An 18,738-nucleotide genomic window follows, 5' to 3' on the forward strand; every position below is an offset into this window, starting at 1 on the left:
CCCCAATGAGGTCTTGGGGGGAGGCGATCCCTTGCGCCGCGTGCGCACTCGGCTCATGCTTGCGCCGATGACGAATGAGAAACATACCCTTCTGCTCGGCGGCAGTGCCGAGGCGCGCCGCATCGCACAGACGCTGGCGCAGCGGAAGCAGAGCCATCGGGTGATCGTTTCAGAGACGCCGCGCGTACCGGTTGGCGACGTCTTCGTGCGCCAGTTCGATACCACACGCGCGATGTCCGATTTCATCCGCGTGTCGGGCTTTGACATGATCGTCGATGCCAGCCATTCATTCGACGTTCGCACGACGGCGCAGGCATTCGCCGCGGCCGAGACGCTGGGACTGCCTTATCTGCGGGTGGAGCGACCCGCTTGGGATCTCGAAGATCATCCCGCTTGGCGGCGCGTTGCGAATGTGTCGGCGGCAGTAGCTTTGATCACACCCGGTACGCGTGTATTTGCCGCTACGGGGTGGGACAGCCTGCCGGTCTTCGCCGGCTTTCGCGGGGCCGCTATGATGTTGCGCCAGACCCGTTCCCACAGCCGGCCCGCACCCTACGATTTTGTTGAACTGGTGTTCGGTGATCCACCTTTTACTGTGGCCGACGAGCGCGCGCTGTTTGCCGCACGGCGGGTGGATCTGCTGATCTGTCGCAATCTCGGTGGGCAGGCAAGCCGGCCCAAGCTGGACGCGGCGCTCCAGCTCGACATCGCGGTGATACTGGTCGATCGGCCGTTGGACCCGGCTGGATTGCCCAAAGTGGGAAGCGTAGCTCAAGCACTAGATTGGATCGCGGCACAATGAGGGTGATCGCAACCACGCAGGATGTGGCCGAAGGTGCGGCGTGGCTGGCACAGCGCGACGCGCGGCTTGCGGTGGCGTTGGATCAGACCGGGCCATTGCCATTGCGGCTGTCCGGAGACGGTTTTGCTGCACTTCTCGAAAAGATCGTGAGCCAGCAGGTCTCGGTCGCCGCAGCCCGCGCGATCTGGGGCCGGGTCGAGGCGGCGGGCCTGATCACGCCTGCGGCGATTCTGGAGGCGGGTGACGAAGGGTTGCGGGCCGTTGGACTGAGCCGCCCGAAAATCAGGTACGCGGCAGCTCTCGCGCGCGCGGACATCGACTTCGCTGCGCTACATAGGCAGTCCGATGCGCAGGTGATCGACACGCTGACCGCCGTGCCCGGTGTCGGCATCTGGACCGCACAGGTCTATCTGATGTTCGGGCTGGGTCGGGCGGATGTGTTCGCGCCCGGTGATTTAGCGCTGCAGGAATCCGCACGGCTGATATTTGATCTGCCTTCGCGGCCGAAACCCGCGGAACTGGCGCGCCTGGCCGATGACTGGTCCCCGTGGCGCGCGGTTGCGGCCCGGCTTTTGTTTGCGTACTACCGTCTGGCCAAGGATCGGGAAGGAATGACATGACACGAGTCCTCAATTCGGAACGCCGCGCGCCGGTCTCGGGAGACACCCGTTCAGCGGTGGTGTTCCTGCACGGATACGGTGCCAACGGCGCGGATCTGCTGGGCCTTGCCGACCCGCTGGGCGAACATCTGCCGGATACTCTTTTCGTAGCACCCGATGCGCCCGAGATGGTCGCGGGAATGCCCAACGGCTACCAGTGGTTTCCGATCCCCTGGATCGACGGATCGTCTGAAGAAGAAAGCGCGCGCGGCATGATGCAGGCAGTCTCGGATCTCAACGCATATCTGGATGCGCTGATGGTCGACGAGGATCTGTTGCCCGAACAGGTTGTGTTGATGGGCTTCTCGCAGGGCACGATGATGGCGTTGCATGTGGCGGCGCGGCGCGAGGATGCGGTCGCCGGTGTGGTCGCCTTCTCCGGTCGGTTGCTTTCTCCCGACACGCTGAAGGACGAAGCGGTATCGCGTCCGCCGGTCCTTTTGGTGCACGGTGATCAGGATGATGTCGTCCCGCCCCAATCGCTGCCCGAAGCGGCGGAGGCGCTGCAGGAGGCGGGGTGGACGGACGTGTACGCACACATCATGAAGGGAACAGGCCACGGCATCGCCCCAGACGGTCTGTCCGTTGCACTCGCCTTCATGCGTGACAAGCTGAGCCTTTAGGCACTCGCGCTGCGGTCGCTGTCAGATTTCCGTTACATTGACCGCCTATGGTGCCTGCGACATCTTGTGGGCAAGAGAGGCTTGCCAGTCCGAAGCCACGGGATATAGTCGGGCCATATCGTAAGAGGGCTGTGGCAGAATGGACGGCGACTTCAGAACGGAATTTACCAGACAACCCGGCGGGCTCAAGCATCGACCTGCGCTCGTGCTGAATGCGGATTACCGACCGCTCAGCTATTATCCCCTGTCGCTTTGGTCATGGCAGGAGGCGGTAAAGGCCAAGTATCTCGACCGGGTCGATATCGTGGCGGAGTATGACGACTGTGTCCACAGTCCCACCACCACGCTGCAGATTCCCTCAGTCGTGGTGCTCAAAGATTACGTAAAACCCCAAAAGCGCGTGGCCTTCACGCGCTTTAATTTATTTCTGAGGGATGAATTTCGCTGTCAATACTGCGGCTCGAAGGGCGAACTGACCTTCGATCACGTCGTGCCGCGCGCGAGCGGTGGCGTGACAAGTTGGCAGAACGTTGTTGCCGCGTGCAGCCCGTGCAATTTGCGCAAGGGGTCAAAGGCACTGCACCAGACCGGCTTTAACCTGCGCAAGCCACCACGCCAGCCCGGTGCGGAAGAGTTGCGCAACATGGGTCGCAAGTTTCCACCCAACCATCTCCACGACAGCTGGATGGACTTTCTCTACTGGGATGCAGAACTTCAGGCCTGATATTCAGCCTGCCTGGATCAGGCCGCACGACACCCGCGCCGCCGGTGGGTTGTGTAAGATGATCATCTGCCGCCCCGTGGATGATTAAGGCCGACCCGTCCGCACCAAGCAGATTGTTCTCACCCTCTTTCAGGGATACGAGCGCGGTGAACGCTTCCATCTCGCTGATGCCGTCCTGACCTACAAAGATGTTCGGCAGATCGCCGGGTTCAGGCTCGTCCGGATTCATCAGGCCGTGGCCGCCATCGACCTTGCCGACATGTCCTTCGGCCGACGTGAAATCTGTCGCGGGATCGCACGACGCGACGCTATGCGGGTGCAGGCCGGGTTTCCGGGTGCGAGCCCTTCGACGCGGACGTAAATGAGAACACCGTTCGCGCCCTGGTGCAGCGTTGCCGTGCCAATGCTGTCACCGTCCTTGTCGATCATGTCGGCGGTTACACTGGCACTGACATGAGAGTCGGCGGCGGCTATGCCCGCGCTCAGTGCGACTGCAGCAACGGTATGGGCGAATGTTCTGGAATATGGAACGGCGCCTTGTTCTGCGTGGGTACGCAGAACAACGCAGCAGCTGGAGGTTCGTATCGAACTGCGGCAAATGCCGCGCCGGGTTATGGTATCACAGATCGAGGTTGATCCAGACAGGCACGTGGTCCGACGGTTTTTCGTGGCCGCGAATTTCGCGGTCGATCTGGCAATCGCGCAGGCGGTCGGCGGTGTAGGGGCACAGAAGGAAGTGATCGATGCGGATGCCATGGTTACGGTTCCATGCGCCGGCCTGATAGTCCCAAAAGCTGTAATGCCCGGGACCTTGGGTGCGCGCCCGGAACGCCTCTGTGAGGCCCAGGTTCAGCAGCAGGCGAAACTTCTCGCGCGATTGGGGCAGGAACAACGCGTCGTCGCGCCAGGCGTCGGGATTGGCGGCGTCTTCGTCCTGAGGGATGATGTTGTAATCGCCCGCCATCAGAAACGGCGTTTCTTCAGCCAGCAGTTCCTGCGCGCGGGCGCGAAGGCGGTCCATCCACGCCAGCTTGTAGTCGTATTTCGGCCCGGGCGCGGGATTGCCGTTGGGCAGGTACAGCCCGCACAAGCGAACCGACGTTACATCGCCAACGACTGTCGCTTCGATATAGCGGGCCTGATCGTCGGCGTCATCGCCGGGCAGGCCGCGCGTGACGTCCTCAAGCGGCAGTTTCGACAGGATCGCCACGCCGTTGAAGGATTTCTGCCCGTGCGTCTCGACGTTATAGCCGCGCTCCTCGAACACCTCGCGGGGAAAGGCCTCGTCCACCGACTTGATCTCTTGGAGCATCACGACGTCCGGTTCCGCAGCGTCGAGCCAGTCGGGCAGGGCGTTGATCCGGGCCTTGATGCCGTTGATGTTGAAGGTCGCGATTTTCATGGTCTGGCTCCTCGCAGGCTGTCGCACAGGCTATCGCCCATCCACGCGCGCGGAGCAAGCCTGCGGGCCTACATGGAAAACGAGGTGCCGCAGCCGCACGAAGACGACGCGTTCGGGTTCTCGATGACAAAGCGCGCGCCGATCAATTCCTGACTGAAATCAATCGTCGCATTGGCGAGGAAGGGCAGGGACACGCTGTCGACCACCACCTTTTCGCCTGAGCCTTCGAGGACCAGATCATCGTCCTTTGCGGTGTCAAGCACGATCTCGTATTGAAAGCCCGAGCACCCACCGCCCTCGACGGCGACACGCAGAGCCTTGCCATCCTGCGCCGCACCTATTTCGGAAAGGCGGGCAAAGGCACGTTCAGTCACTATGGGGGGCAGGTTCATGGGGTGGCTCCTCATCGGCGGGGGCGTCTGTTTCCATCGGCGCGTTTCCGTAATATATGGAGACACCAAGACGGGTACAACCACCCAAGCCCGAGGAGAACACCCGATGCGCGCATACTTCGCGTCCGATCCCGACCGCGCCCGCGGCAGGCGTGTGGCGGAAGAGGAAAGCAGCTTCCGCTCGTGTTTCCAACGTGATCGTGACCGCATCATCCATGCCAGCGCGTTTCGGCGGCTCAAGCACAAGACCCAGGTGTTCGTGGAGCACGAAGGCGATTACTACCGTACCCGGCTGACCCATTCGATCGAGGTCGCGCAAGTGGCGCGCACCATCGCCGGTGCACTGCATCTCAACGGCGTGCTGACCGAGGCGGTGGCGCTGGCGCATGACCTGGGCCATCCGCCGTTCGGCCACACCGGAGAGGACGCGCTGCACGCGCTGATGGCGCCCTACGGCGGGTTCGATCACAATGCGCAGGCGATCAAGATCGTGACGTCGCTGGAACGGCACTATGCGGACTTCGACGGGCTGAACCTGACGTGGGAGACATTGGAGGGGATCGCCAAGCACAACGGCCCGGTGGTGGGGGATCTGCCGCACGCGCTGGCGGAGTACAACGCCCAGCACGATCTGGAACTCGACAGTCACGCCAGCGCCGAGGCGCAGGTGGCGGCGCTGTCGGATGACATCGCCTACAACAACCACGACCTGCACGACGGGCTGCGCGCCGGGCTGTTCACCGACGAAGAGATCACCGCACTGCCGATGATCGGTCCGGCCTACGCCCAGGTCGACCGGCTGTACCCCACGCTTGACAGCTACCGCCGCCGCCACGAAGCGTTGCGCCGGGTGTTCGGCATGATGGTGGCGGACGTGATCGAGACATCACGGCATCTGCTGGTCACCTCCGGCGCCGGTTCCGTCGAAGAGGTACGCGCGTTGGGCTGGCCGGTGATCCGGTTCTCCGACGATCTTTGGCGCGACCTGAACCAGATACGTGCATTTCTGTTTACGCGGATGTACCGCGCGCCTTCGGTGATGCGGATCCGCGCCGAGGTATCGGGCGTGATCGAAGATCTTTTCCCGCTGTTTGTCGACCAACCTGCGCTGATGCCCGCGCATTGGGCAAATTCCATTGCTGCAGCGGGCGGGGATCGTACTATGCTGGCCAGAATGGTGAGTGATTACATTTCTGGCATGACCGACCGGTTTGCGCTGCAGGAACACGCACGGCTTATTGGCGGTACGCCCGACGCGGTGGGAAGGGGACATAATGCAACATGAACAGGATCTGACGCACTCCTTACGCAATGTCTTGGGCAGCCGGCGGATCATCGTTCTGGGGGCGGTCTGCGGTTTTGGCCGGAGCATTGTCCGCGCACTGGGGGACGCAGGGGCGCAGGTCGTTGCGGTCGACGGCGATGCAGAGGGCCTGTCGCAATTGAAGGGGGCTATGCCCTTGACGCTGAAAGGGGCGCCCGTCGACGGGTTGCGGCGGATCGGAAAGGCTTGGGGTACCGCACGGCTGGATGCGGTGCTCAATCTCATGCCATTGCGCAAACCGTCCGAAATTGATCTTAACATCGCGCTGCTGCAAGGCATCGTTCAGGGCTTCATGCCCGCCCTCGCCGCGCGCGAAGGACAGATCATCACCGTGGTGGCGCGCCCCGATCAGGCGCTGGATGTGGCGGAGGGGGCAATGGCACCCGCGCTTGTCTCGGCGCAGGACGCATTTGTGCATGCGCTCCGACGCGACGGCCTGACCCTTAACCTGATCAGTGTCGGGCCGGAGGCGGTAGCGCCAGCGCGCACGGCGATTCTGGGGCTTTTGCAGGGCGCCGTCAGGCCGCTGAACGGCGCTGAACTGCGGCTCTGACCGGCAGCACATGATTGACGCGGGCACGATAGCTGGTACACCGGCCACCTTACCAATCAAGAGCATGCAGCAATGAACCTTTTCGCCGATATCCGCACCCTTGTTCTGACAGCCCTCGACACGATGGTCGCCGCAGGCGATCTGCCGCGCGGGTTGCTGACCGACAATGTGACGGTCGAGCCGCCGCGCGATGCGGCGCACGGCGATATGGCGACGAATGCGGCGATGGTGCTGGCCAAACCCGCCCGGATGAAGCCCCGCGACATCGCGGAAAAGCTGGCGGCGCAATTGAGTGAGGATCCCCGGATTACCTCAGCCGACGTGGCGGGGCCGGGGTTCCTGAACCTTCGGCTTGCGCCGTCCGTCTGGCAGGGCGTTGCGGCTGCGGTCCTGAACGAAGGCACCGATTTCGGGCGCGGTACGCTGGGCGCGGGCAAGCGGGTGGATGTGGAATATGTCTCCGCTAATCCGACGGGACCGCTGCATGTGGGCCACACCCGTGGTGCTGTTTTCGGTGATGCGCTGGCGTCGTTGCTGGCCTTTGCGGGTTATGACGTGACGCGCGAATATGTGATCAACGATGGCGGCTCGCAAATCGACGCCTTGGCGCGCTCGGTCTATTTGCGCTATCTCGAAGCGCACGGGCAGGAGGTTGCCTTTCCCGACGGCACCTATCCGGGCGATTACCTGATCCCGGTCGGCCAGAAACTGAAAGAGACAGTAGGCGACCGTTACATTGATGCGGACGAGGCGGTCTGGCTTGACCCGATCCGCAATTTCGCCACCGACGAGATGATGGAACTGATCCGCGCGGATCTCGCCCTTCTTGGCGTGAAGATGGACAAGTTTTTCTCCGAGAAATCTCTCTACGACACCGGCAAGATCGAAGCCTGCCTGCAAAAGCTCGACGATATGGGCTTGATCTATACCGGCACGCTGGAACCACCGAAGGGCAAGCTGCCGGACGATTGGGAAGCGCGCGAGCAGACGCTCTTCAAATCTACCGATTTCGGTGATGATCAAGACCGCCCGATCAAGAAGAACGACGGCTCATGGACCTATTTCGCCCCCGACATTGCCTATCACAACGACAAGGTCGAGCGTGGATTCGACATGCTGATCAATGTGTTCGGTGCCGATCACGGCGGCTATGTCAAACGGATGAAGGCAGCCGTGCATGCGCTGTCCGGCGGGCGGGTGCCGCTTGACATCAAGCTGACGCAGCTTGTGAAGCTGTTCAAGAACGGCGAAGAGTTCAAAATGTCCAAGCGGGCGGGCAACTTCGTTACCCTGCGCGATCTCATCGACGAGGTCGGCGCGGATGTAACACGGTTCGTGATGCTCACGCGCAAGAACGACGCGCCGCTGGATTTCGATTTCGACAAGGTGATGGAGCAAAGCCGCGAGAATCCGGTGTTTTACGTTCAATACGCGCACGCGCGGGTTGCATCGGTGCTGCGCAAGGCGGCGGATGCGGGCATCGCCGTTGAAGATGCCGCCTTGAAAAGCGCCGATCTGGGCAAGCTGGATCACGATGCCGAATTGGGCCTGCTGCGGAAAATCGCCGAGTGGCCGCGCCTTGTCGAGACGGCCGCGCGCAGCAATGAGCCGCACAGGGTCGCCTTCTATCTATATGAACTTGCAGGGGATTTTCACGGCCTTTGGAATCGTGGTAACGATGAGACGCAGCTGCGGTTCATCCAGGAGGGCGATGTTGCAACATCGCAGGCTAAAATAGCTCTTGCGCGGGCCACTGCGATTGTAATCGCGGCAGGCTTGGGTATCCTCGGTGTGACGCCTGCGCAGGAGATGCGGTAAACCGCACGCGCGCAGGTTTGACAGGAACAGCGCCTTTGGCGTGATGCGCAAACCAAACGATCAGACCCGCTCGGCAATGTACCGACGTGGGCAGCGAGGCAGAAATGGCAGATTACACGCAGTCCCCGAACGGGGGCTATTCCACACATGAGTATCCTGAATATGTGACATCGACGCGCGGTGGGTCCGTGGTGAGGCTGACCAATCTTGCGGGTGCGGTCGTATCGCTGGCGCTTGTGGTGGGCGTCGGTGTATGGGGGTACAAGCTGTTGGTGCGGGATGTAAGCGGCATTCCTCTTGTGCGCGCGGTGGCCGGCGAGATGCGTGTGCGTCCGGAGAGTCCGGGCGGCGATTTCGCCGAACACCAGGGGCTGTCGGTCAATACGGTCGCCGCAATAGGAGCGGCGGATGACCCCGCCGAGCAACTCAAGCTGGCACCGCAGCAAATCGACCTGGATGAAGAGGATCAGCCCATGCCCGTGCTGACCCAAGCCAGCGACGATGCGCCGTCCGAAGCCGAAACCGCACTCGTCGATGTCGCCGCGGCGCTTGATTCCGGTTCGGTGGACGACCTTGTGGCGCAATTGACCCAAGGGGTTGCGCCGCTGGAAGAAATAGACGCAGAAACTGTTCCGGTACTGGCGTCTGTGTCGGTCGACGCCGTGCCACAGGTTCTGTCCGGTGATGGCATGTTGACGTCCTTGCGGCCCGCGCTGCGTCCGCGCGCAGCGCGTATGGCCGCGCCTGCATCGGCACCAGCTACTGCCCTATCGTCAGGAACCGAGATCGACGCGGCGAGCTTGCCGGCAGGCACCCGCCTCGTGCAGCTTGGCGCCTTCGACAGCCCCGAGATCGCCCGCGCGCAGTGGGGCACGCTGAACGCCCGTTTCGGTCCTTATCTTGAAGACAAGCAGCGCGTCGTGCAGAAGGCCAAATCAGGCGGACGCACGTTCTACCGTCTGCGCGCAGAGGGCTTCGTGGACATCGCAGATGCCCGGCGGTTCTGTTCTGCGTTGCTTGCCGAAAGCGTCGATTGCATCCCGGTGGTGACACGTTGAGCAGCCGCAACCGGCGCTTTGGCGCGACCATACTTGACGCGGAAGGCCACCGTCTGACGGCGCAGGAGTACGCGTTGTTCCGCGAGGTGAACCCGTTCGGTTTTATCCTGTTCGCGCGTAATATCGACACACCCGATCAGGTGCGCGCCCTATGCTCAGATTTCCGCGAGGCGGTGGGACGTGATGCACCGATCATGATCGATCAGGAGGGCGGTCGCGTGCAGCGCCTGCGCGCGCCCACTTGGCGTGACTGGCTGCCCCCGCTCGATTTCGTTCACGCCGCAGGTGCGCGTGCGGTCGAGGCGATGTTCCTGCGCTATCGGCTCATCGCGCACGAGTTGTACGATCTCGGTATCGACAGCAACTGCGCCCCGATGGTCGATGTTGCCAGCCCCGAGACGCATCCCTTCCTGTATGACCGCTGCTACGGGACCGAGGCCGCGCAGGTTGCCGAATTGGGGCAGGCGGCAAATGACGGTATGCTCGAAGGTGGTGTGCTTCCGGTGATCAAGCATATTCCGGGTCACGGCAGGGCAACTGCGGACAGCCATTTCGAACTCCCGTGCGTGCGCGCAGCACGAACCGAACTCGATACGGTCGATTTCGCACCGTTCAAGGCCTTGCGCGACACGCCGATGGGCATGACGGCGCATTTGGTTTATGCGGCGATTGACGATGCACCGGCAACGCTGTCGTCCACCATGATGCGCGTGATCCGCGAGGATATCGGCTTTGACAATCTCATCATGACCGACGACATCTCGATGAAGGCGCTGGATGGTCGATTGGATGTTCTGAGCAAACAGGCGCTTGTCGCCGGATGCGATGTGATCCTGCACTGCAACGGCACCCTGGCCGAACGCGCCCGCGTCGCCGATGCCGCAGGCGAAATGAGCGATCTGGGTCAGCGCCGCGCCCTGCGCGCACTCAGCTATCGCCGCCGCCCCGACGAGATTGACATCCCCGCCCTCGATGCGCAGCTTAGGGCGCTATTGGGCGAGGGCGGACATGGCTGAGAACCTCTTTCAGGAAGATACCACGCGCGTTGCGGACCGCCTCGCGGCTGAGGCGCTGATCATCGACGTTGAAGGCTTCGAGGGGCCGCTGGATGTGCTGCTGACCCTCAGCCGGACGCAGAAGGTCGATCTGCGCAAGATTTCGGTGCTGCATCTCGCTCGGCAATACCTGGCATTCGTGGATCGCGCGAAGGCGCTGCGCCTCGAACTGGCTGCAGATTATCTGGTGATGGCGGCATGGCTCGCCTTTCTCAAATCTCGCCTTCTCTTGCCCCCGGATCCCTCCGAAGACGGCCCAACGGGCGAGGAACTTGCCGCGCATCTCGCGTTCCAGCTTGAACGCCTCGCCGCGATGCGCGATGCCGCCGCCCGGTTGATGGCGCGCGACCAGTTGGGCCGCGACTTTTTCGCACGCGGTCAGACACAGATGGTCGAACGGGTGCGCAAGGTAACCTACACGGCAACGCTGCTTGACCTGATGCAGGGCTACGCCCGCATCCGCACCCGCGATGATTTCCGTCCCTTCGTGATGGACCGCGAGACCGTATTCACAATGGAACAGGCGCTTGAGCGGATGCGTGGATTGATCGGTTTCGCGGGCGACTGGGGCGATCTGACTAGTTATCTGCCCGAAGGGTGGGAAAGTGATCCGGTCAAGCGGCGTTCAGCTACGGCCGCGACCTTCGCCGCCTCGCTGGAACTGGTCAAGGAAGGCAGGCTAGAGATCCGTCAGGCTGAGATATTCGCGCCGATCCAGTTGCGCAGGAAGGATTAGCTTCGTGTCTCAAAATACTGCCGATAAAGAACAAAGCCTGTTCGAACCCCCCCCCATGGCCGAACAGGAGCGCATGATCGAGGCGATCCTGTTCGCTAGCGCCGATCCGCTGACGCTGAAGGATCTCGAAGCCCGGATGCCACACGGGTGCGATCCGGCAGAAGCAATGGTGTACCTGCGTCGGCGCTATGAAGGACGCGGCGTTCAGGTGAGCAGAATCGGCGACGCCTACGCGCTGCGCACGGCGCCCGATCTGGGCTATCTCATGCAAAAGGAGACGGTCGAGGTGCGCAAACTCAGCCGCGCTGCGATCGAGACCTTAGCGATCATCGCCTACCACCAGCCCGCGACCCGGGCCGAGATCGAAGAGATCCGCGGCGTTTCCGTGTCGCGTGGGACAGTGGATCAGCTGCTGGAACTGGAATGGATCCGGTTCGGCAGGCGAAAGATGACGCCGGGCCGCCCGGTCACTTTCGTCGTCACCGAAAGCTTTCTCGATCACTTCGGCCTTGAAAACGCTCGTGATCTGCCGGGGCTCAAGGAACTGCGCGCAGCCGGCCTGCTGGAAAACCGACCGCTGTCCGGTGCGTTCCCTTCCCCCCCGCAAAGCGAGGAAGACCCCGAAGCCAGCGAAGGTCAAAGCGAACTTTTCGAGGATTGATCCAACTATCGCCCCATTTCTCCGTATACTCAAACCAACGCCACCGACACCGGGAGCACCGAAATGAATCAGATCGTCAACATGGTAATCCGCCTCGTCATGCGCAAGCTGCTCAACAAGGGCATCGACGCTGGATTTGACCGCGCCGCACAGATGCGCTCGGGCAAGACCGCCGACAAGCCGCAATTGGATGACGATGGCAACCACATTCACACCCGCACGACCGAACAGGAACTGCGTGCCAACAAGCGCGCCGGTCGCAAGCGCAATCAACAATCGCGGCAGGCAAAACAGGCAGTGAAAGCCATCCGCCGCCTCAACAAATTCTGAAAAGGCCTGTTTCCTTTGGCCTAAAATATCCCGGGGGGGACCTTGGCCCCTGGCCAAGGGCGGGGGCTGGCCCCCCAACGCCGGTCGCTCAGGGCGTGCGAAAATGCTTGGACAGCTTGAGCCCTTGCCCCTGATAGTTGGATGCGATTGCTGCGCCATAAAGCTGTGTCGGCGCTTCGTGCATCCGCTCATAGACCAACCGTCCGACGATCTGACCATGCTCCAGTACGAAAGGCGCTTCGTGGCAGCGCACCTCGAGGACACCGCGTGATCCTGTGCCACCGGTTGCGTGATGCCCGAAACCGGGATCGAAAAAACCTGCGTAGTGGACGCGGAACTCACCCACCATCGCAAGGTAGGGGGCCATTTCGGCGGCGTATTCGGGCGGGATCGTCACCGCTTCGCGGCTGACGAGGATGTAGAAGGCACCGGGGTCCAGAATGATCTGGCCGTTGTCACTGTGCACTTCCTCCCAATAGTCGGCGGCGGCATAGTGGCCGATCTTGTCCAGATCGACGACGCCGGTATGCGGTTTGGCGCGATAGCCGACCAGCGTGGTCTCAGGAAGCCGCAGATCGACGCTGAACCCCAGCCCCTCGTCGATCAATGCGTCACCGTCGACAAGCGGCGAACGGGCGTGTAGCGCGCGCAGGGCCGCGTCGTCGAGAACGGTACTACCGCTGCCGAACCGGATCTGGTTCAGGCGCATGCCGGGCCGGACCAGCACGGAGAATGAGCGCGGACAGATTTCCGCATACAGCGGTCCGTCATATCCGGCGGTGATTCGATCAAACTCTGTCCCGCCATCGGTGATCGTGCGGGTCAAAAGATCCAGTCGTCCGGTCGAGCTTTTCGCGTTGGCGACCGCAGAGACATCTTCCGGTAGATCGAGCCGCTCCATCAGCGGCACGACATACACCGCCCCTTTCTCCAATACCGCGCCTTGGCGCAGGTCGATCCGGTGCATCTCGAATTCCTCAAGACGGTCGGCGACTTTCGCCTGATGCCCCGCCAGAAACGACGCCCGCACGCGGTAGGCCACGTCGCCCAGGCGCAGGTCGAGGCTGGCGGGTTGGATCTGAGCCGCGTCGATGCTTTGGGAGGCGGAAATCCGGCCGTTCGCAATCATCGCCTCGATCATTTGATTGGGGATCACGCCAGCCATTTATTGCAGTCCTCCTGATGCGCAAAACGCCCGCACCGTGGGCGATGCGGGCGTTTTGTGTATGTCGTGGTCGGGCTAGCAGGACTCGAACCTGCGACCTTCCGTCCCCCAGACGGACGCGCTACCAGGCTGCGCCATAGCCCGACATGGGGGCGTTCATACCGCATATCCGTCGCGGCGCAAGGGGGAATTGCACCCAACCTGCAACCGCCTAATGATTTGGCTTGGCCGGTCCGCCGCGCGCGTTCATCCTGTCGCGCAGCGCAGCCAGTTGGGAAAGCAGCGGATGCAGCTTCTGCGCAGTTTCCGTGTCGATACACCGTGCCCGTGTCAATGCAGAAAGGACGGCGGGCGAGGCGTGAATCTCCGCCTCAGTCTGCACATCCGGCATCCCGATATCTCTTGCCTTTTTCGGTTTCTCCGGCGCAGCATCCACTGATTCCTGTTCGGAATTATCGGTATTCTGGGCGGCGGCGACCATTGGGTCGACAGCTGCGGTGTCGGGCAACAGCGCCTCGGTTTCGGACTCGGCTGGCGCTTCGGCAGCCGGAGGTCGCTCGTGTGCGGGACGGTCTTGCAGGACAGGGGGCGCTGATGCGGCATCTGCATCCGTGTCCGTCAGCGCACTGTCCGATGTCTCCTCCGGTGCGGTTTTCAGGAACTCTGGTAGTGGAGACATGGCACGCTCGGCGGGCTGCTGCGACGGTGCATCTGGCGTATGCGGTGCGTCATCCTGCACGTCGGAAGCGCGGTCCGCGTCATCATGTGAAATAGCAACCGCCTGTGTTTTCTTGCTTGAGTCGGTTTGCTCATCGCGTAGTACCTCCTCAGCCTCAGCCTCAGCCTCAGCCTCAGCCTCAGCCTCAGCCTCAGCCTCAGCCTCAGCCCCAGCTTCTACCGGTGCGTTTGCAAGAGCGTCTTCAATGGGTGCCTCCTCGTCCGCGCGTTCCTCGGATGTAGTAGGGTCAGGGCCAGTAGAATGAGGTGCAGGGGAGGGGGGCGTCGTGTCGGACTGTGCAGCCTGCGCGGCGTCGGGCGATTCCCGGACCGGTTCGAAGGGCAGCACGACGGCCTTGGGTTCTGGCTCCGGAGGTAATTGCGTCATCTCGGCGTTGCCGGTTGCGGGCGCCGTCTGCGCATCGGCTTCGTCAAGTGGGGCGGACATCGCCGACACATGGCTCATCCCTTCCTCGCGCAAAATTTTCTGGACGCCCTTGATGGTCATCCCGTCATCATGCAACAGCTTCTTGATACCGCCCAGCAGCAGCATGTCGGCAGGGCGGTAGTAGCGTCGTCCACCCGCGCGCTTGATCGGCTTGACCTGGGTGAATTTACTTTCCCAAAACCGCAACACATGGGCCTGTATGCCAAGCCAGTCGGCGACTTCGGAGATCGTGCGGAAGGCGTCCGGCGATTTGGGCATCAGCTCAGGACTTGTTGCCGTCGGCCACGCGGTCCTTCATCAGGTGCGAAGGGCGAAAGGTCAGAACACGGCGTGGATTGATCGGGACTTCCTCACCGGTCTTCGGGTTGCGGCCAATACGGGCGGATTTATCCCGGATCGAAAATGTCCCGAAAGACGAAATCTTGACCTGTTCGCCGCGCACCAGCGCGTCTGACATTTCGTCAAGGACGGTTTCTACCAATTGCGCGCTTTCATTGCGCGACAGTCCCACTTCGCGGAATACAGCTTCGCTGAGATCCATCCGCGTCAATGTCTTGCCCGTCATAGCATCCCCCGTAAATTTATCGTGACTTTGGCCAGCTTTGCCCTTCAAGTCAATAAGATCGCAGAAAAGCGGGGTGAGGTTGTTGATAAGTCAACTACCAGCGCAGCACCACAGCACCCCATGCAAGACCCCCGCCGATCGCCTCTGTGACCAGCAAATCACCGGTTTTGATCTGCCCGCGTTCATGGCCCACGGACAGCGCGAGCGGGATCGATGCAGCGGACGTATTGCCGTGATCCTGAACGGTCACGATGACCCGCTCCATCGGCAAACCAAGCTTTTTGGCGGTGCCCTGAATGATGCGGATGTTGGCCTGATGCGGGACAACCCAATCGACCTGATCTTCTGTCACATCGGCTCGTTCCATCGCCGTGGTCGCCGTCGCTGCGAGCTTTTCGACAGCGTGCCGGAAGACCTGATTGCCCTGCATGCGCAGGTGCCCGGTTGTCCCGGTCGACACACCGCCATCAACGTACAGAAGGTCGCGGTAGGTGCCGTCGGAATTGAGGTCTGTTGACAGAATCCCTCGGTCTTGAGCTGTGCCGTCAGCCTCTTGCGCCTCAAGTATCAGGGCGCCTGCGCCGTCCCCGAACAGCACGCAGGTGCTGCGATCGGTCCAGTCCATGATACGGCTGAACGTCTCCGCCCCGATGACCAGAACACGGCGTGCCTGCCCCGACAGGATCAGCGCGTTCGCATTCGCCATTGCGAAAACGAAACCGGCGCAAACCGCCTGCACATCGAAGGCAAACCCGCTCTTCATGCCCAGCTGCGCCTGAACCATCGTCGCGGCGGAGGGGAACGTGAAATCGGCGGTGGACGTCGCAAGGATCAGCGCGTCAATGTCGGATGGATCAAGCCCCGCCATGACGAGCGCCTTTTGCGCGGCGGCGGTGGCCATCGTCGATGTTGTCTCGGATTCGTCGGCGAAATGCCGCCGCTCGATGCCCGACCGGGCGCGGATCCATTCGTCGGTGGTGTCGAGCGACTCTTCGAATTCGGCGTTTTCGACAACGCGCGTCGGCAGATAGTGTCCGACGCCTTTGACAACTGCACGGATCGTCATTCGCTCGTGGCCTCCTCTGGGGGCAGGGCCGCGGCAACGCGCGCCGCGAGTTTATCGTTGAACCCGTTCTCTGCGAGTTGCGCCGCCAGTTTGATCGCAGCCGCAACGCCGGTGGCATCGGCAGAGCCATGGGATTTGACCACCGTACCATTCAGCCCGAGAAACACACCCCCGTTGACGTTGCGCGGATCAATTTTCCTGCGCAGCCGCATGAGCGACGTGTAGGCCAACAGGGAGGCAAGGCGGGACAGGGCGGAGTACTCGAATGCCTCGCGCAGGCGGCGGCCGATCAGGCTGGCCGTACCTTCGCCGGTTTTGATGGCGACGTTACCGGTAAATCCATCGGTGACGATGACGTCGGCGCGGTCGCCGGAGATATCGCCGCCTTCGACGAATCCGACGAATTCAAATCCACCGTCCGCGGCATGATCGCGAATCAGGTCGTGGGCCTCCTTCAGTTCGGTCCGTCCCTTGTGTTCCTCGACCCCGACGTTCAGCAATCCGATGCGCGGCTTGTCCAGATCCATGCCATTGCGCGCATAGGACATGCCCATCAACGCGAAGCGCAGCAGATCATCCGCATCGGCCCGGATATCCGCGCCGACGTCAAGCATCACGTTGAAACCCTGCGCATTCGATGACGGATAGAGCACAGCGATGGCGGGACGGTTCACACCGGGCAACTTGCGCAGCCGGATCATCGACAGGGCCATCAAGGCTCCGGTGTTTCCACATGACACGGCGACGCTCGCCTCGCCCGAGCGTACGGATTCGACCGCAGACCACATGGATGTGTCCTTGCCGGTGCGCACGACCTGACTTGGCTTGTCAGCCATGTTGACCACGCCCGTCGCATCACGGATTTCCACCCGGTCGGCCAATTTGCTGTGTTTTGATACCAGCGCTTCCAACTCGGCCCTGGGGCCGTGCAGAATGAACGCGATATCGGGATTGGCCTGCGCGGATTTGAGGCAACCGGCAACCACTGCCGCCGGTCCCTGATCGCCTCCCATCGCATCGACAGAAATCCGAATCTGCGGGGCGTTCGCGTGTGTGTGATCGGTCCGGGCCGTCATCTGCTGCGAATGCCTTCGATTGTCTTCGGGATTACGCGCAGCTTAGGCTGCGTCGTCTTCGAGATCAATCTCGTCGTTCAACGCGACAATTTCTTTCTCGTCGTAGTGGCCACAGGAGGCGCAGATATGGTGCGGGCGTTTCATCTCGCCGCAGTGCGAACACTCGTTCGGGTTCGCAGGGTTGAGAGAATCGTGGGCGCGGCGGTTGTTGCGGCGCGATTTGGAGACTTTGTTCTGCTGGACAGCCATGTCTGGTGCCTTTGTATTCGGGGCCGTATCGGCGCACATCGGGTGCGGCGGGCCGTGTTTCGGATCAATTCCCAAGCGGGCGTGGTGTGCGTTTAGGCAAAGGCCTGTCGCTTGTCCAACGCTAAATCACCGGAGCGGCGCAAAATACCCTGAAAAGAGAAAGGTTCAAGCCGGTTTTTGCCGAGCCGGGGACCGGACGGCGTCAATCGTCGCGGTCTTTGCCAAGTTCGTCTTTGAGCGCCGCCAGACCGGCAAAGGGCCGCGCCTGTTCGTCGGTCATTGCCTCTTTTCCCGGCTCGGTCACGCGGACCGGCTCCGACGCCGCATCGCCCTTGCGCGGATACTCGGGCAGTGCCAGTGTCAGCGCCTCGACTATCACGGCGCCCGGATCGATCCACGCGCCCAACGGCTCGGTGGTGTCGTCCTCGGGCATTTCCGCTTCGGGTTCATCGATCTCTTCGTATGTCGTCAGATAGGTCCGCACGACCTGTGTGTCGATGCGGGTTGTCACCGGCTCCAGCGTCACGACGCAAGGCTGCACCACGGTCGCACCCAAGGTGCCGGTCAATTGCCAGTCGGACGACCCGACAGGCTTCACCTCTCCCTCGAAAGAAAGCTTGCGCAGACCGTCGAGACCCAGGGCCTTGGCAATGGTCTTCATCTGGGGCGCATCGGGGCGCAGGGCAAAGGGCGTGGGGGTGGCCTGCGACAGGCCGGCCACACGCAGGCTGGTGGCGCTTGGAGGAGTTGGCGACATGAGAGAGTGCTTTCGTTTCTTGAACCGCAGGGCGCTATTGGTATATGCGAGATAAAAGCCAGGCAAGTTAAGGGCAAGGGGCAGCACCATGGGTAACAAGACTTACGCGGTTTGTCTGCGCCGATTTCTCGCAGCCGCCGCCGTCTGCGGCACATTGGCCGCGTGCAGCCCGCAGTACGTCAATCATGGATACATTCCGCCTCAGGAAGATCTGGAGCAGATCGTCGTGGGCGTCGATACCCGCGCCTCCGTCGAGGAATCGATCGGCGCGCCCGTGACCTCCGGGGTGGTCAACGACGGTGGCTATTATTATGTCCGCAGCCGTCGGCGCACCCTTGGTGCGTTCGCGCCGCAGGTGATCGAACGTGAGGTCGTTGCGATCAGCTTTGACGGCGCGGGCGTCGTGACCAACGTCGAGCGGTTCGGGCTGGAGCGGGGGCAGGTCGTGCCGCTGTCGCGCCGTGTCACGACATCGGGTGTCAGCAACTCCAACTTCCTGCGCAGGTTGCTAAGCAGTCTCGGCCGGTTCAATCCCGCCGGCGCGGCCGGCTGATTTCG

23 protein-coding genes, 1 tRNA gene and 1 pseudogene are annotated in these 18,738 nt (G+C 62.1%); 13 read left to right on the forward strand and 12 right to left on the reverse strand.

Annotated features, from left to right (window positions below; genetic code table 11):
• Nucleotides 1-67: 67 nt before the first annotated feature.
• The 4 genes from Q1A06_RS02315 to Q1A06_RS02330 all read left to right on the forward strand — a co-directional run bounded on the left by Q1A06_RS02315 (nucleotide 68) and on the right by Q1A06_RS02330 (nucleotide 2,808).
• Nucleotides 68-802, forward strand: coding sequence for a precorrin-6A/cobalt-precorrin-6A reductase (locus tag Q1A06_RS02315; RefSeq protein ID WP_299558247.1), 735 nt, complete (start codon nucleotides 68-70; stop codon nucleotides 800-802).
• Nucleotides 799-1,422 (forward strand): DNA-3-methyladenine glycosylase 2 family protein, encoded by a 624-nt coding sequence (locus Q1A06_RS02320; protein WP_299558249.1) that lies wholly within the window; start codon nucleotides 799-801, stop codon nucleotides 1,420-1,422. The genes Q1A06_RS02315 and Q1A06_RS02320 overlap by 4 nt, the downstream gene beginning before the upstream one ends.
• Complete coding sequence (locus Q1A06_RS02325; protein WP_299558251.1) at nucleotides 1,419-2,084, forward strand: alpha/beta fold hydrolase; 666 nt, start codon at nucleotides 1,419-1,421, stop codon at nucleotides 2,082-2,084. Before Q1A06_RS02320 ends, Q1A06_RS02325 begins: the two co-directional genes overlap by 4 nt.
• A gap of 139 nt (nucleotides 2,085-2,223) precedes the next feature.
• Nucleotides 2,224-2,808 carry an HNH endonuclease gene (locus Q1A06_RS02330; RefSeq protein WP_299558253.1) on the forward strand — a complete coding sequence of 195 codons (585 nt, stop codon included), beginning with the start codon at nucleotides 2,224-2,226 and terminating at the stop codon, nucleotides 2,806-2,808.
• A gap of 91 nt (nucleotides 2,809-2,899) precedes the next feature.
• Here Q1A06_RS02330 and Q1A06_RS20995 read toward each other — a convergent pair.
• The 4 genes and pseudogenes from Q1A06_RS20995 to Q1A06_RS02345 form a co-directional block, all read right to left on the reverse strand.
• Nucleotides 2,900-3,130: pseudogene (locus tag Q1A06_RS20995) on the reverse strand (superoxide dismutase family protein); the annotation flags it as partial.
• Nucleotides 3,037-3,237: a hypothetical protein gene (locus tag Q1A06_RS02335; protein ID WP_299558255.1), complete on the reverse strand. Its 201-nt coding sequence runs from the start codon at nucleotides 3,235-3,237 to the stop codon at nucleotides 3,037-3,039. The pseudogene Q1A06_RS20995 and the gene Q1A06_RS02335, both read right to left, overlap by 94 nt.
• Before the next feature lie 190 nt (nucleotides 3,238-3,427).
• On the reverse strand, nucleotides 3,428-4,210 hold the full coding sequence (gene xth, locus Q1A06_RS02340; RefSeq protein WP_299558257.1) for an exodeoxyribonuclease III: 783 nt from the start codon (nucleotides 4,208-4,210) through the stop codon (nucleotides 3,428-3,430).
• A 68-nt stretch (nucleotides 4,211-4,278) separates the two neighbouring features.
• A complete protein-coding gene (locus Q1A06_RS02345) occupies nucleotides 4,279-4,602 on the reverse strand; it encodes an iron-sulfur cluster assembly accessory protein (RefSeq protein WP_299558259.1) in 324 nt (107 codons plus the stop codon).
• A gap of 106 nt (nucleotides 4,603-4,708) precedes the next feature.
• On the opposite strand from Q1A06_RS02345, the gene Q1A06_RS02350 reads away from it, so the two are divergent.
• From Q1A06_RS02350 to Q1A06_RS02385, 8 genes are all read left to right on the forward strand, one after another.
• Nucleotides 4,709-5,887: a deoxyguanosinetriphosphate triphosphohydrolase gene (locus Q1A06_RS02350; protein WP_299558261.1), complete on the forward strand. Its 1,179-nt coding sequence runs from the start codon at nucleotides 4,709-4,711 to the stop codon at nucleotides 5,885-5,887.
• The gene (locus Q1A06_RS02355; RefSeq protein WP_299558263.1) at nucleotides 5,877-6,479 is read left to right on the forward strand and encodes a hypothetical protein; all 603 of its coding nucleotides are present in this window, start codon (nucleotides 5,877-5,879) and stop codon (nucleotides 6,477-6,479) included. Before Q1A06_RS02350 ends, Q1A06_RS02355 begins: the two co-directional genes overlap by 11 nt.
• 72 nt (nucleotides 6,480-6,551) lie before the next feature.
• The gene (gene argS, locus Q1A06_RS02360; RefSeq protein WP_299558265.1) at nucleotides 6,552-8,297 is read left to right on the forward strand and encodes an arginine--tRNA ligase; all 1,746 of its coding nucleotides are present in this window, start codon (nucleotides 6,552-6,554) and stop codon (nucleotides 8,295-8,297) included.
• Nucleotides 8,298-8,401: 104 nt separating this feature from the next.
• Nucleotides 8,402-9,355: an SPOR domain-containing protein gene (locus Q1A06_RS02365; RefSeq protein WP_299558267.1), complete on the forward strand. Its 954-nt coding sequence runs from the start codon at nucleotides 8,402-8,404 to the stop codon at nucleotides 9,353-9,355.
• Nucleotides 9,352-10,371, forward strand: coding sequence for a glycoside hydrolase family 3 protein (locus tag Q1A06_RS02370; protein WP_299558268.1), 1,020 nt, complete (start codon nucleotides 9,352-9,354; stop codon nucleotides 10,369-10,371). Before Q1A06_RS02365 ends, Q1A06_RS02370 begins: the two co-directional genes overlap by 4 nt.
• Entirely contained in the window at nucleotides 10,364-11,146 is a 783-nt protein-coding gene (locus Q1A06_RS02375; protein ID WP_299558270.1) for a ScpA family protein, read from the forward strand. The genes Q1A06_RS02370 and Q1A06_RS02375 overlap by 8 nt, the downstream gene beginning before the upstream one ends.
• Before the next feature lie 55 nt (nucleotides 11,147-11,201).
• On the forward strand, nucleotides 11,202-11,807 hold the full coding sequence (gene scpB, locus Q1A06_RS02380) for an SMC-Scp complex subunit ScpB (protein ID WP_299558272.1): 606 nt from the start codon (nucleotides 11,202-11,204) through the stop codon (nucleotides 11,805-11,807).
• Nucleotides 11,808-11,906: 99 nt separating this feature from the next.
• Nucleotides 11,907-12,137 (forward strand): hypothetical protein, encoded by a 231-nt coding sequence (locus Q1A06_RS02385; RefSeq protein WP_299558274.1) that lies wholly within the window; start codon nucleotides 11,907-11,909, stop codon nucleotides 12,135-12,137.
• A gap of 88 nt (nucleotides 12,138-12,225) precedes the next feature.
• Here the strand turns inward: Q1A06_RS02385 and Q1A06_RS02390 are convergent, their stop codons facing one another.
• The 8 genes from Q1A06_RS02390 to Q1A06_RS02425 all read right to left on the reverse strand — a co-directional run bounded on the left by Q1A06_RS02390 (nucleotide 12,226) and on the right by Q1A06_RS02425 (nucleotide 18,180).
• A complete protein-coding gene (locus Q1A06_RS02390; RefSeq protein WP_299558276.1) occupies nucleotides 12,226-13,302 on the reverse strand; it encodes a 2'-deoxycytidine 5'-triphosphate deaminase in 1,077 nt (358 codons plus the stop codon).
• A 67-nt stretch (nucleotides 13,303-13,369) separates the two neighbouring features.
• Nucleotides 13,370-13,446 (reverse strand) — tRNA-Pro (locus Q1A06_RS02395).
• Nucleotides 13,447-13,513: 67 nt separating this feature from the next.
• Nucleotides 13,514-14,725: a MerR family transcriptional regulator gene (locus Q1A06_RS02400; protein ID WP_299558278.1), complete on the reverse strand. Its 1,212-nt coding sequence runs from the start codon at nucleotides 14,723-14,725 to the stop codon at nucleotides 13,514-13,516.
• 4 nt (nucleotides 14,726-14,729) lie between these two features.
• Nucleotides 14,730-15,080: an integration host factor subunit alpha gene (gene ihfA / locus Q1A06_RS02405; RefSeq protein WP_299558280.1), complete on the reverse strand. Its 351-nt coding sequence runs from the start codon at nucleotides 15,078-15,080 to the stop codon at nucleotides 14,730-14,732.
• A gap of 46 nt (nucleotides 15,081-15,126) precedes the next feature.
• Nucleotides 15,127-16,098, reverse strand: a complete 972-nt coding sequence (locus tag Q1A06_RS02410) for a beta-ketoacyl-ACP synthase III (protein WP_299558282.1) — start codon at nucleotides 16,096-16,098, stop codon at nucleotides 15,127-15,129.
• Nucleotides 16,095-17,174, reverse strand: coding sequence for a phosphate acyltransferase PlsX (gene plsX, locus Q1A06_RS02415; protein ID WP_299558284.1), 1,080 nt, complete (start codon nucleotides 17,172-17,174; stop codon nucleotides 16,095-16,097). The genes Q1A06_RS02410 and plsX overlap by 4 nt, the downstream gene beginning before the upstream one ends.
• Nucleotides 17,175-17,216: 42 nt before the next feature.
• Nucleotides 17,217-17,423: a 50S ribosomal protein L32 gene (rpmF, locus tag Q1A06_RS02420; RefSeq protein ID WP_299558286.1), complete on the reverse strand. Its 207-nt coding sequence runs from the start codon at nucleotides 17,421-17,423 to the stop codon at nucleotides 17,217-17,219.
• Between the two features lie 202 nt (nucleotides 17,424-17,625).
• Nucleotides 17,626-18,180, reverse strand: coding sequence for a DUF177 domain-containing protein (locus Q1A06_RS02425; protein ID WP_299558288.1), 555 nt, complete (start codon nucleotides 18,178-18,180; stop codon nucleotides 17,626-17,628).
• Nucleotides 18,181-18,268: 88 nt separating this feature from the next.
• On the opposite strand from Q1A06_RS02425, the gene bamE reads away from it, so the two are divergent.
• Nucleotides 18,269-18,733: an outer membrane protein assembly factor BamE gene (bamE, locus tag Q1A06_RS02430; protein ID WP_299558290.1), complete on the forward strand. Its 465-nt coding sequence runs from the start codon at nucleotides 18,269-18,271 to the stop codon at nucleotides 18,731-18,733.
• The last annotated feature ends 5 nt before the right edge of the window (nucleotides 18,734-18,738 follow it).

Origin of the sequence: uncultured Sulfitobacter sp. (assembly GCF_947497275.1) — a bacterium.
GTDB lineage: Bacteria > Pseudomonadota > Alphaproteobacteria > Rhodobacterales > Rhodobacteraceae > Sulfitobacter.